Source organism: Companilactobacillus nuruki, assembly GCF_002872255.1.
Lineage (GTDB): Bacteria > Bacillota > Bacilli > Lactobacillales > Lactobacillaceae > Companilactobacillus > Companilactobacillus nuruki.
The window spans coordinates 45331-58664 of the sequence record NZ_NIPR01000023.1; the positions used below are offsets into that span (position 1 = coordinate 45331).

Annotated in this window: 13 protein-coding genes, 1 other RNA gene and 1 pseudogene; 6 read left to right on the forward strand and 9 right to left on the reverse strand. The window is 33.9% G+C overall.

The features are described 5' to 3' along the window. Positions 1-9: 9 nt before the first annotated feature. The 5 genes from pyrR to CBP76_RS07660 form a co-directional block, all read right to left on the reverse strand. Entirely contained in the window at positions 10-537 is a 528-nt protein-coding gene (gene pyrR / locus CBP76_RS07640) for a bifunctional pyr operon transcriptional regulator/uracil phosphoribosyltransferase PyrR (protein WP_102196314.1), read from the reverse strand. 102 nt (positions 538-639) lie between these two features. After that, entirely contained in the window at positions 640-1542 is a 903-nt protein-coding gene (locus CBP76_RS07645) for an RluA family pseudouridine synthase (protein WP_166667223.1), read from the reverse strand. Beyond that, complete coding sequence (lspA, locus tag CBP76_RS07650) at positions 1535-1999, reverse strand: signal peptidase II (RefSeq protein ID WP_102196316.1); 465 nt, start codon at positions 1997-1999, stop codon at positions 1535-1537. Before lspA ends, CBP76_RS07645 begins: the two co-directional genes overlap by 8 nt. Beyond that, the gene (locus tag CBP76_RS07655; protein WP_102196317.1) at positions 1999-3684 is read right to left on the reverse strand and encodes a formate--tetrahydrofolate ligase; all 1686 of its coding nucleotides are present in this window, start codon (positions 3682-3684) and stop codon (positions 1999-2001) included. The genes lspA and CBP76_RS07655 overlap by 1 nt, the downstream gene beginning before the upstream one ends. Then, on the reverse strand, positions 3668-4066 hold the full coding sequence (locus CBP76_RS07660; RefSeq protein WP_102196318.1) for an EbsA family protein: 399 nt from the start codon (positions 4064-4066) through the stop codon (positions 3668-3670). Before CBP76_RS07660 ends, CBP76_RS07655 begins: the two co-directional genes overlap by 17 nt. A 27-nt stretch (positions 4067-4093) precedes the next feature. On the opposite strand from CBP76_RS07660, the gene CBP76_RS07665 reads away from it, so the two are divergent. The 3 genes from CBP76_RS07665 to CBP76_RS07675 all read left to right on the forward strand — a co-directional run bounded on the left by CBP76_RS07665 (position 4094) and on the right by CBP76_RS07675 (position 6616). Continuing rightward, entirely contained in the window at positions 4094-4495 is a 402-nt protein-coding gene (locus CBP76_RS07665; protein WP_102196319.1) for a reverse transcriptase-like protein, read from the forward strand. Between the two features lie 64 nt (positions 4496-4559). Next, a complete protein-coding gene (gene lplA, locus CBP76_RS07670) occupies positions 4560-5573 on the forward strand; it encodes a lipoate--protein ligase (protein WP_102196320.1) in 1014 nt (337 codons plus the stop codon). 98 nt (positions 5574-5671) lie between these two features. After that, the gene (locus tag CBP76_RS07675) at positions 5672-6616 is read left to right on the forward strand and encodes a magnesium transporter CorA family protein (RefSeq protein WP_102196321.1); all 945 of its coding nucleotides are present in this window, start codon (positions 5672-5674) and stop codon (positions 6614-6616) included. Here the strand turns inward: CBP76_RS07675 and CBP76_RS07680 are convergent. From CBP76_RS07680 to CBP76_RS07695, 4 genes and pseudogenes are all read right to left on the reverse strand, one after another. Then, positions 6613-7728, reverse strand: a complete 1116-nt coding sequence (locus CBP76_RS07680) for a THUMP domain-containing class I SAM-dependent RNA methyltransferase (RefSeq protein ID WP_102196322.1) — start codon at positions 7726-7728, stop codon at positions 6613-6615. The genes CBP76_RS07675 and CBP76_RS07680 overlap by 4 nt on opposite strands. A gap of 68 nt (positions 7729-7796) precedes the next feature. Next, positions 7797-8154: RNase P RNA component class B (rnpB, locus tag CBP76_RS07685), an RNA gene on the reverse strand. 267 nt (positions 8155-8421) lie between these two features. Further along, positions 8422-8820: pseudogene (gene gpsB, locus CBP76_RS13550) on the reverse strand (cell division regulator GpsB); the annotation flags it as partial. Positions 8821-8874: 54 nt separating this feature from the next. Next, positions 8875-9426 (reverse strand): SLOG family protein, encoded by a 552-nt coding sequence (locus tag CBP76_RS07695; protein WP_102196323.1) that lies wholly within the window; start codon positions 9424-9426, stop codon positions 8875-8877. Between the two features lie 67 nt (positions 9427-9493). On the opposite strand from CBP76_RS07695, the gene recU reads away from it, so the two are divergent. The 3 genes from recU (at position 9494) to CBP76_RS07710 (ending at position 13318) form a co-directional block, all read left to right on the forward strand. Continuing rightward, entirely contained in the window at positions 9494-10117 is a 624-nt protein-coding gene (gene recU / locus CBP76_RS07700) for a Holliday junction resolvase RecU (protein ID WP_102196324.1), read from the forward strand. Beyond that, on the forward strand, positions 10117-12540 hold the full coding sequence (locus CBP76_RS07705) for a transglycosylase domain-containing protein (RefSeq protein ID WP_102196325.1): 2424 nt from the start codon (positions 10117-10119) through the stop codon (positions 12538-12540). Before recU ends, CBP76_RS07705 begins: the two co-directional genes overlap by 1 nt. Before the next feature lie 445 nt (positions 12541-12985). Beyond that, positions 12986-13318, forward strand: coding sequence for an HAD family hydrolase (locus tag CBP76_RS07710; RefSeq protein WP_166667221.1), 333 nt, complete (start codon positions 12986-12988; stop codon positions 13316-13318). Positions 13319-13334: the final 16 nt, after the last annotated feature.

A 13334-nucleotide genomic window follows, 5' to 3' on the forward strand; every position in this document is an offset into this window, starting at 1 on the left:
AAATATTAATTATTCGATTTCGATTTTATCTTCTCCATCGATTTCTTTCATTGATACTTTGATTTTTTCCTTTTGAGAGGTTGGAATATTCTTACCAACAAAGTCTGCTCTGATTGGTAATTCTCTGTGTCCACGATCAACTAAAACAGCTAAGGAAATTTTCTTTGGACGGCCGGCACTCATTAAGGCATCCATGGCAGCACGAATAGTCCTACCTGTATAAAGTACGTCATCAGTTAAAATAACATGTTTATTATTTATATCAATATCTAATGGTTCCGTTTTTATTTTTGAAATGTCGTTTTCGTCATGAGTTTGATCATCACGATATGGTGTAATATCCAATTCGGATACAGGAATACTAATATTTTCCAATTGCTTTAATCTGGATTCTATTCTATGAGCTACATAAACTCCACGAGTCTTGATTCCAACTAAAACAAGATCATCGATTCCCTTGTTTCTTTCAATAATTTCATATGTAATTCGGGTCAAAGCACGTGTCATTGTTTGACCATCAATAATTTCTTTAGCCATAAATTTCCCTACTTTCAAAAAAGCACTCACAAAGTGAGTGCTTTACTTTTTTTATAATCGCACACAATTCTATTTTTAGATTATAGCACGACTCCTTGACTGTCAACGTCGTAATTGTGCCAACGTATCTTGGAAAATCTTAGGAGGATCAATTGAGAATTCCATCCATTCATTAGTTCTAGGATGAACAAACCCTAAAGTTTGTGCATGTAAGAATTGTCCATTACCAGACAAAGTATTCTTTGGACCATACAAAGGATCACCCGCTACAGGATGACCAATGTATTGTAAATGTACTCTAATCTGATGTGTCCGACCAGTTTCTAATTTTAATTTTAAAAGTGAATAATTTTCGAATTGCTCTAGCACCGTAAAATGAGTTACTGCATGGCGTCCATTTTCAACAACTGCTTGTTTTTTACGATCTGTTTTGGAACGACCAAGTGGTGCAGTAATTTTGCCAGTTTTTTCTTTGAAATTACCATGTACGATGGCCAAATACTCTCTAAGATTACTCTTCTCTTTTAATTGTTTCATTAATGATTGTTTAGCTAAATCATTTTTAGCTATCATCAATAAACCAGATGTATCTTTATCAATACGATGAACAATTCCAGGTCTGATTACATCATCATCGTTAATTTTACAATGATACAAGATGGCGTTAACCAAAGTCTTATCTGGATGGCCTGCCGCAGGATGTACAACCATCCCTTGTGGCTTATTAACCACGATGACATCCTTATCTTCATATATGATATCGATAGGAATATTCTCGGGAATAGCTTTAATAGGTTCCTCTTCAGGAACATTAACAATAATCTTATCTCCAGCGGTCAGCTTTGTTCCAGTTTTCTTAACGGTTTGGCTATTAACCAAAACATTATCTTCTTTAATAAATTTCTGGAGTTGTGATCTAGTTAGGTCTGTCAATTGTTCGTTTAGATATGAATCCAAACGAACTTTTTTTGTTTCATTATATTCTAAGTTATAAGATTTACTTATTATTTTTCTCACCTGCTACTTGAATAATCAAAGATCCGATAATCAAAATTACCCCGATGGTAATATAAGTATCAGCTAGATTAAAGATTGGAAAGTTGATGAAATCCAAATTAAACATATCAACAACGAAGTGCCTTGTAAAACGATCAATAGCATTTCCAACTGTTCCCGCTAATAAGAATATCAAAGAAAAACGATAAAGATAATCCTTTTTATCAGATTTAACAAATAAATATCCTAAAATAATAACAGCAACAATTGTAACTAGGTAGAAGAATAACATTTTTCCTTCTAACATACTCCAAGCCGCACCGGTATTAGTGATATGCGTAATTGATAGAACCCCGGGGATAAGGTCATGAACACTCATTGTGGCAATATTATTGCTAACATAGTATTTAAGACTCTGATCACCAATAACTAAAACTGCAAATAGTAGCCAATAGATCAACTGCACTAGAATAATCCTCCGATAGTTCCCTCATTATCAACATCCATTCCTAATGCAGCTGGTTTTTTAGGCAAACCTGGCATAGTCATAACATTTCCAGTTAACACTACAACAAACCCAGCACCGAGTTTAGGAACGATATCCGTTACATGAAGAGTAAAATCACGTGGAGATCCGAGCTTCTTAGGATCATCACTCAACGAGTATTGAGTCTTAGCAATACATACAGGTAAATCATCCCAAGCATTGTCTTTAAGAATCTGCAATTGATTACGAGCTTTCTTGCTATATTCAACATTATTAGCACCATAAACTTCAGATGCAATAGTTGCAATTTTGGCTTCAGTTGTCTCTTCATCTTCGTATAAACGAGTGTAGTTAGAATCTTTTTCAGTAGCCTTAATAACTGCCTTAGCTAATTCTTGACCACCTTTACTACCATTGTGGTGAATCTCAGCTAATTGAACATCAACTCCAACCTCATCACAAAGTGTTCTTAAAAGAGTAATTTCATTGTCAGTATCAGTAGCAAATTTATTGATTGCAACTACAACCGGAATATTATAGTAGCGCATATTATGAATATGACGTTTTAAGTTTTTGAATCCAAGATTCAAAGCATTAAGATCTTCATTTTGAATATCTGCTAATTCTTGACCGCCATTATATTTTAAGGCTCTAACCGTTGCAACGATTACAATTGCGTTTGGAGCATGATTTAATTTTGGAGTAACTATATCTAGGAACTTTTCACCACCCAAATCAGCACCAAATCCGGCTTCAGTAACAGCATAGTCGCCCAATTTCATAGCTAATTTAGTTGCTAAGATACTATTGCATCCGTGAGCAATATTGGCGAATGGACCACCGTGGATAATAGCTGGTGTATTTTCAAGTGTTTGAACTAAGTTTGGCTTCAAAGCATCTTTTAATAGTACCGTAATGGCACCTTCAACACGCAAATCACGAACAAAAACTGGTTTCTTGTCGTATGTATAAGCAATTAAAATACTTGAAATACGTTCTTTTAAGTCATCAATGTCTTGAGCCAAACATAGAACTGCCATTAATTCACTAGCAACCGTAATTTCAAAATGTTCTTCACGAGGAACTGAATTGAAAGGTCCACCAAGACCAATAACAATATTTCTTAAAGCACGATCATTGATGTCCAAAGCACGTTTCCAAACAATTCTTCTAGGATCAATGTTTAGTTGATTACCTTGATGAACATGATTGTCAATTAATGCAGCCAAAGTATTAACGGCACTAGTCAATGCATGCATATCGCCGGTAAAATGAAGATTAATATCTTCCATTGGAACTACTTGAGCGAATCCACCCCCAGTGGCTCCACCCTTCATACCCATAACTGGACCTAATGATGGCTCACGTAATGCTAAGACTGTTTTCTTGCCTAATGATTGTAATGAATCAGCTAGACCAATAGCAACAGTAGATTTACCCTCTCCCGCAGGAGTTGGATTAATTGAGGTAACAAGAATAAGCTTACCATCATCTTTTTCTTCCATAGTTTTAGTAATACTGCGGCCAGAAAACTTAGCTTTATAGTGTCCGTATGGTTCAATATCATCTGGCGTCAAACCAATCTTGCCAGCAATTTCGTTAATATTCTTCATATTGTCATGCTCGTTTATTTGAGCAATTTCGATATCACTTGGAAATGACATTGCTTTCACCTGCTTCTTTTCTAATTATATTTAAAATTCCCCTTGTGGATGTAACCCTAAATGGAAAGAAATCTTTATTATTAAAATCTAGTTCTATACTCCATTTACTATTCTCTTTTATAGTAACATCTGAATGTTTAAAAGTTCGTGTCTTATAATATGGTTCTTTAATGATAACTTGGTCGGCTGTTATTTTAACCCATGAATTGGCTATAATATAAAAGACGTAAATTCCATCAATGATCCAAATTAAAAAAGGAATAAAACTGAACGCCATGATCTCCAATTGCATAATGATACCTAAACAAACCAGGCTCAAAGCAATTGACCACATGATAATTCCCCATGCGCCAGTTGGTTGAACGAAATGTTTCTTTGACATAATATCTCCTGAAAGGTTCTAAATAATATGATTAAATTGTACACCGATGCTGGATTAAATACTAATTTAAATCTGGGCGTCGTTTCATACGTAATAAAGGTCAATAATAATATTTATAAAGATGCTCATAGGGAAAATTTTGATGACAATCATTATCTAGAATTCTTAGCATTAAACCAGGCTTTGAAAAAAATTATAGATAATAATTGGAACCATGAAATATTATTAATTCATTCTGATAGTCAAATAGTAATAGATAGTATTGTCAAAAACTATTCAAAACATTATCAACCGATATTAAATGAAATTTTAAAGTCCCTAGCATTGTTTCCTGAATATTTTGCTAAACATATATCTGATAAGGATAATGGTGCAGCTCATGCACTAGTTCATCAAGAAATGATTCATTTAAGAACAAACTTAAAATAGTATCTACAATTTAGAAAGTATGCTACTATTAAAACGTTTTCAATTCCAATGAGGGGGCTTTTTTATGTACTATGTTGTAATGAAAGATCGTGATATTCGCGATAACCTAGCTACAGAACAATATTTAATGAATAATGTTAAGTTCGATGAACCTTTGGTGCTTTTTTATATTGAAAAGCCATGTATTATTGTAGGTCGAAACCAAAATACGCTGGAAGAAATAAATAGTAATTATATTAAAGATAATAATATTACTGTTACTCGTCGTATTTCTGGTGGTGGAGCCGTTTATCAGGATCTTGGTAATTTATGTTTTAGCTTTGTTGTTGATTCTAATGATAAAAATTTTGGTGATTTTAAATCATTCACACAACCTATCATTGATGCATTACATAAAATGGGAGCCACTAGTGCCGAGGTATCTGGTCGAAATGATTTGCTCGTAGATGGCAAAAAGTTCTCCGGTAATGCCATGTATTCAAGAAATGGAAAAACCTTCTCACATGGTACATTATCTCTTGATGTTGATCTGGATGTTTTAACAAAAGCTCTACATGTTCAAAAAGACAAAATAGCATCTAAGGGTATTAAATCAATCAGAAGTCGAGTAACCAATTTACGACCATATTTGGCTAAAGAATATCAAAATCTATCTACTGAAGAATTTCGTGATAGATTGCTTCTAGAACTTTTCCATGCTAATAGCCTTGAAGAAATCAAGGATCGCGAATATATTGTCTCTGAAGCTGAACAAAAAGAAATTGATAAAATCAAAGAGCAATATTATTACAATTGGGATTGGGTTTATGGTAAGTCACCTGATTTCACGGCTAAACAAAGAAAACATTTTGATATGGGTACAGTAGATGTGCGTTATAATATTGAAAATGGAAAGATTGAACATATCGAAATTTATGGCGACTTTTTCGGTATGAAAGATGTTAATGATATTAAACAAAAATTATTAAATGTTAAATTTGATCGTGATGAGATTTTAAAAGTACTTGACCAATTTAATCTAGATGACTACTTTAAGGGAATTCCTAAAGAAGATTTAGGTAAATTATTTACTCCTTAATTAATGAATCTTTAAATTTACTAAAAAATGAGCCGAGAAAAATAATTCTCGACCCATTTTTTATTTTTGGTATCATTATCATTATTAAGGGGAAAAATATGATTAATGAAATAGTATTAAACCAAAACATAAAATTAATTGACATTCATTCTACCAAGACACTTAATGATGAAGACAGGACACAATTAATTGAGAAGTACAAATTGACAAACGAAATCCTAGATTATGCTGATGATGAAAATGAGCGAGCCCGTTTTGAATACGATGAAATTACCGATACTTATTTAATTGTTTTTAACGTACAAAATGAGAATAATAAAATCACTGATATTTCTCAAAGGGTATTGCCTATTTCCTTAGCAATTAAAGATGAACAAATATTTTTATTTACTAATGATGCTACTCATTACATTAAGGATTACATTTTGATAGCAAAGAACCATCTAAAGGACGATGAAAGTAAAGAATTATGGGAATATATCTTCAATACTTTTGATCAAATATCCAATGATTACAGTGATCAAATTAATGAAACTGATGTCCAAAGAAATAAAATTCAAAAAATGATCAAAAAACATCATTCTTCAGAGAGCCAAATTTTAGACCTAGCTGATTTAGAAGATCTTACAACATATTTAACCACAGCTATAAACGATAATTTATCAGTAGCCAGACAATTGGATCTAGTTTCTTCAGGTAAAGTACAAAGTCTTCATCTATCAAAAACAACTCGTGAACATTTAAATGACTCTTTAGTTGAAATTGAACAAATCAAAAATCAAGTTGACCTGAGCTCTGATGTCATCGACCGTATTTCAAACACATATAACAACATTTTGAACAATAGAACAAATACGACCATGAAAGTACTGACGATTTACACAATTGTCCTCAGTATTCCCACGATCGTATCAGGGTTTTATGGAATGAATATGAAATTACCAATTGCCGACCAGCGATGGTCTTGGGTATTTTCATTGATTATTACCATAGTTATTATTTTAGTTATTCTTTGGGATCTACACAGACGAGACAGTCTTTAATGTTTAGCCCAGTATTGATACATATCAGTTCTTAAAGAACCATTATAAAGTTTACGTTTCTTAGTAGCCTGTTGACCGTAATACTTTTCGAATTCAGTATCACTGGTCAAAATATATTTATTCCAAGTGGGAGCGGTCACAAAGACTTCTCCCATTTCTTTGTATAGTTTACGAACATTTTCCATATCACTCATTCGTTGTCCGTAAGGAGGGTTAGTAATGATAGTTCCATACTCCCCTTCAATCTTTAAATCCTTAACGGCAATTTGTTTAAATTGAATATCATGTAACACGCCAGCATCATGAGCGTTCAATTTAGCAACATCAATCATTGATCCATCAATATCGCTAGCAAAAATATCTAGTGGAATATCTTTAACTCCAGCCTTTGCCTCTTCTTTAAGATTCTCAAGGATTTTTTCATCGAACCAATCAAAATCTTCAAATAAAAAGTGGCGTTGAATACCTGGCGCAATATTTTTGGCCATTCTGGCTGCTTCAATTGCTATTGTCCCGGAACCAGTTGTAGGGTCCATAAATGGATCTTCCTCTGGATGCCAAACAGTTAGGAGAATCATTGCCGCCGCAAAGTTTTCTTTTAAAGGTGCAGCTCCATGTTCAATACGATAACCACGTTTGTAAAGTGATTCACCAGTAGTATCTAGAGTGACTTCTACTTGATCTTTATGAATTCTAGTTTCAATTTGAAATTTTGCACCAGTCTCAGGTAATCTACCACGACGCATGAAGACATCAGCCATTTTGTTAACAATGGCTTTCTTAGTAATAGCTTGAATATCACGTTCAGAATGTAATTGTGATTTTACTGTTCGAGCCTTGATTGGAAAAGCTGCGTTCAATGGCAACCAATTATCCCAATTGATGGCATAAACCTTATCAAATAATTCCTCAAAGGTAGTTGCCTTAAAAGTGTCGATCAATATTTTGATCCTATCAGCACTACGTAGCCATAAATTGGCCTTAGCAATGTCTTCGTATTCACCATCAAAATAGACCTTACCATTCTCGGTTTTTGTATCGTATCCCAAATTTTGTAGTTCTTTTGCGGTTACAGATTCAAAGCCGCTTGACATAGTCGCAATTAATTTCATATTGCCCCTCGTTTTTAAATTTTTGTATAAAAAAAGGACGAACAAGTCGTCCCTTTGCCTCGATAAATTCCTATAAGCCACGTTTTGTCCATGTATTAGGTTGGCGACCTAATACAGTAAGTAATCATCTATCTACAATTAAGCCTTCACAGTAGATTCATTTCTCGTTATGAAGCGCCCCTACCAAAGTTTGGGTTGCCCGCTCGCGGGGTTTACCTCGTTCCACTATTGTAATTTCTTACAATACTTCGTCTCTGTGGCACTTTCAAGCTAGTAACACATAGCTAAAAGCCTTAGTGCGTTCACTGCCGTTACCAAAAAGGTACCTTGGCTTATTGGGCCAAGCACGAACACTGCAAGCATCTCAGCTCGCGCGGGCGTGGACTTTCCTCAGCCTAGATAACTAGACCGCGATTACTCGTAATTTACCGACTTGAATAGTATACACTAAAATTGATTATAATTGTTATTATTATTTAAATTTCCATTAAAATTATTTTGTCCTTGGTTTGAACCATTATTATTCATCGGACGATTAGGTTGGAAATTATTAGAATTATTAAATCCATTGTTATTATTCATTGGAGCCGTCTGTTGGTTCATACGAGGATTAATTTCAGTATGACCACTTTCAATGCCATCATGGTTACCCATATTATTATTAGGTACAACGGCTGAAGCAAATTGCTTTGATTCGTTATTTTCAGGAACTCCGTTGGCAAAATCATGACCAAAGACACGCTTTTCAAGGTTTGAGAGACGTTTCAAAATATCATAGTTAGTTGGTGATTCAGCCGAAGCACTCATGGATGGCTTAGGTTGAGGTCTCATTCTATTTTGTGGTCTTGCCTGTTGAAAATTTTGATTATTACCGGCACCTGCATTGCGAGCTTGCATTAAATTCTCATTTTCAGATTTCAATTGACTGATTTCATTTGTAAAAGTTTCATAGTCTTTGATAACGCCATCCAAAAATTGATCCACTTCTGTTGGATCATAACCACGCATTTTTGTTTTGAATTCTTTTTGTAGAATATCATTTGGTTGATAATTTAAAGAAAAATCATTACCATTATTATTTTGTTGATTCATTCCATTCATATTATCCATTTTTAAACACCCCAGTGTTAATTATTGTCTTATATCTTAACTATCATATAACATATTAGCAAAGTCCTGCATAGAATCAAAATCAATTAACTCCAAATTATAGTCATTTCCTTGATCTTGATAAGCCTTAATTGCTTCATAATCATATTTAGGTTTGCCACCACTTTCGGGATCATAAAATACTAATGCCCCATCAGTATGTTTAAGCATAAAATTTTGCCACGTTTTTAGTTGCCTAGGACTATGATAACTCATATTGCTAACTTTATTAACATAGTCAGCCTTTCTTAAAAAAACATTTAATAATAGTTGATTGTTCTCGTTCCACTGATTACCAAATTCTGAAAACGGCAACATTACCGCATGTCTAATATTATAGTCTTTTTTCCTGATTTCTTGTACAGCTTTTCCAACAATTTGTTCAGTACCCATCTGGGCACCAGTTAAAATCCATTCAGTTCCATCATCTATATAATTAGTAATTCTTTGTTCAAAAAAATCTTGAATTACTTTTGCTTTTGGATCATTATCTTTAAAAATACCTAATTCATAAGAACGGTACCCTGTTATCCATAAATTTTTAATCATAAAGAATCTCTCCAATAATTAATATCTTTGTCATCATGGTATAATTTGCACAGTAGGAGTTGATATTTTGAAAATAAACTACCCTGATGGTCGAATCTTTAATAGTCCATCAAAGCCTTCCCTACACGCTACGAACGCTAAAAAGAAATTAATATTTGGTGATCGTGGTATGACCTTAGAGGAGGAAATTAATGAAAGTAATAAGTATTACCGTAGCCATGAAATTGCTGTAATTTATAAAAAGCCAACGCCAATACAAATTGTTAAAGTTGACTACCCTAAACGTAGCAAGGCCGTCATTAAGGAAGCTTATTTTAGGCAGGCTTCTACAACCGATTATAATGGTGTTTATAATGGCTACTATGTTGATTTTGAAGCTAAAGAAACTAAAAATAAAAATACGTTTCCATTAAAGAACTTTCATCAACATCAGATTGACCACCTAAGAATGTGTCAAAGACAAGGCGGTATCTGCTTTGTTATTATAAAGTACGTTACTCTTAAACGCTATTTTATAATGCCTGCAAACGATCTTTTTGAACATTGGGATGCACAAAAGAACGATGGTGCTAAATCTATCCAACTTAAGGATATCATTAAATGTTCAATTGAAATCGAGGCAAATTACAATCCTACTTTACCTTATGTTGGCGCTATACAACAACTAATAGAGAGCAGGAAGGAGAAATAATGAATAATAAGAATACTAGTATATTCACATTCAAAACTATTCTTAAATGGATTATGGCTATTGTGGCTGTATTAGTCGGAATATTTTTGTTTGTCTTCGTATATTATGCTTTTAGTGCTCCAACCGTCAGTCAAGAAAATCTACAAAGTGGTGGATCTTCGACAATCGTCGACTCAACTGGAAAACAGATTGCTTCCTTAGGAGACAACAAAAGAAATTACGTAACAATTGATAAAGTACCTCAACAAATGGAAGATGCCGTAGTCTCTATTGAAGATAAAAACTTTTACAATGAACCACTTGGTATCGATCCAGTTAGAATTGTTAAATCTGCTGTTAATAATATTACTAAAGGTACTTTACAAGGTGGTAGTACTTTAACGCAGCAACTTGTTAAATTGACAGTCTTTTCAACTGATACCAAAGACCAAACTTTTAAACGTAAAATGCAAGAAGCATGGTTGGCCATGCGTATTAGTCAAAAATTCTCTAAACAGCAAATCCTTGAATTCTATATGAATAAAGTTTATTTAAACAATGGTATTTATGGTGTGGAAACCGGTGCCAAATACTATTACGGTAAAACCTTAAAACAATTATCTCTGCCTCAAATGGCACTGTTAGCAGGTTTACCGAATGCTCCAAGTAATTACGATCCTTATACTCATCCCACCGAAGCTAAGCAACGTCGTGATCTTGTAATTCGGGCTATGTATGCTAATAATAAGATCACTAAGGCACAGGCGGAAGATGCTATCAATACCCCAATTAGTGACGGGCTTGAACCATATAAGAAAGTAACTAATAGTAATAATACCAAGCGTATCATTGCCGATCCTTATATCAAGGAAGCTATTACTGAAGTTAAGAAGAAAGGGTTCGACCCCTATCGTGATAATTTGAAGATTACTGTCAATATGGATTACGATGCTCAAAAACGTTTATATAATATCGTTAATTCTTCTAATTATGTTCAGTTCCCTGATTCTAAGATGCAAGTTGGTGCTACAATTGTTGACCCTAATAATGGTAAAGTCGTCGCTATGATTGGTGGTCGTAATTTAGGTGATATTCAATTCGGCTTAAACCGAGCTGTTCAAACCAGCCGTAGCAATGGTTCAACTATGAAACCAATTTTGGATTATGCTCCAGCAATTGAATACCTTAATTGGTCAACATATCATCAACTTGAAGATACTGAATATACTTATGCCGGAACTAATATCCAATTAAAAGATTGGGATGAGCAGTATGAAGGTCAAATGAGTATGCGTGAGGCTTTGGTTAATTCTCGTAATATTCCTGCGGTTAGAACGTTATCTGCTGTTGGATTATCAAAGGCAAAAGGTTTTGCTTCTAATCTAGGAATTAATCTTTCAGAGAATGGCCTATCAGTGGGTATCGGTGGTGAGGTTTCATCACTTCAAGGTGCTTCAGCCTATGCCGCTTTCTCTAATGGTGGAACATATTATAAACCATATTATGTTTCAAAAATTGAAACAGCTGATGGATTAACTCATAATTACAGTAAGTCTGGTACAAGAGCTATGAAGAAATCGACGGCTTATATGATTACCGATATGCTTAAGGGTGTGCCAAGTAGTTATGCTACTTATGCAAATATATCTGGTTTACATCAAGCTGGTAAAACTGGTACTACTAATTATGACAGTAACGTATTAGCAAGTAATCCTGCTTTAAGCGGAACTGCTAAAGATTCATGGTATAACGGTTATACAAAGAATTATTCTATTAGTGTTTGGACCGGTTACGATGCGCCAAATCAAAATGGTATCAGCTCCACTTATCAAAGTGTTGCCGGTAAAATTTATAAGGCTGAAATGAGTTATTTGGCTAGTCAATCTGATAGTAATCCTAACTGGAAAAAACCTAATTCAGTAGTATCTATGATGATCAAGAATAATGGTTCAGAAACTCCAGTCGTTGCTTCACCTAGTTCCAGTCCCTCAACATACACTAAGGAGTTATTTGTTAAAGGTCATGCCCCATCTAATCCATATAAGAGTTCTGACTATTCAACAAGCAGTGCCTCCAGTTCTAGCAGTAATCAAGTGACAACTAATCGCCGTTCAAGCAGTACCTCAGAATCAAACGACGACGAAGATGAAACTAATTCAACTGGTAATACTGAAACTGGTACAGGAACAAACTCGAATAGTCAAACAACGAATGAAAATAATAATTCCAGCGGTACAACAAATAATAATTCTACTGATAATAATGGAAATAGTTCTTCTAACAATAGTAGTAATAATACTGGTAACACTGGTAATACCGGTGGCACGACTGGTGGAAATAACGATTCTAATGGTAGTTCTACATCAACTCCTGACAGTGGTAGCTCTGGTGGAAATACTAGTGGTGCTACAACTAATAGTGGTACATCATCTGATAATCAATAATATTAATTGGCTGATATAACCATAATAAAAAAGATTCAGTAAAAGATTTTTAACAATCTTTTACTGAATCTTTTTTTATTAGCAACATATTAATAACCGTTTTAGAAACAATTACATTAATTAGCTACACCTGTTAAGGCGGATGAAATTTTTAGTACTACTACCGCATAAGATTGTTGATACTATATCTCCTATTCATTAGTAAAAGAAAGTAAACCTGCTACCCAACCAATTGATGTTCAATTGCCACAAACTGGTGGCGTTGGAAAATACTAAACACAGTTCTCTCTATTCTAGGTACCATTACTTTAGTAGTAATGGACTGTCATTTTTTAGGTTACTTTCATAAATCCAGAATATAATTAACTTATCTTGTGATTTTTGTATGAATGTTCTTTGAGAAAAGGCTTACAATGTAATTATGTTAATTAAAGGGGAGCTAAAAATGGATTATAGATTAATTGCATTGGACTTGGATGAAACAACGCTTTGTACTGATAAATCAATTACACAACACAACAAAGCAGCAATACGTAATGCACTCAATAGTGGAATAAAAGTAGTTCTTTATTCAGGACGGACATTAGAAGGAATGATGGGAGTTGCAGACGAGTTAGGTATACTCGGACCGAAGCAATATATCATAACTAATGGTGGCGACATTATTGAAAATATGGATAAAAAAATTATCTTTAAAAGGATTTTAAGCAGCAAAGAATGTTTTGAAACAACAAATTTTCTTAATAAAAAAATGATTAACTTTGTTCTTATTGAGTAAGCACCTAATAACCGAC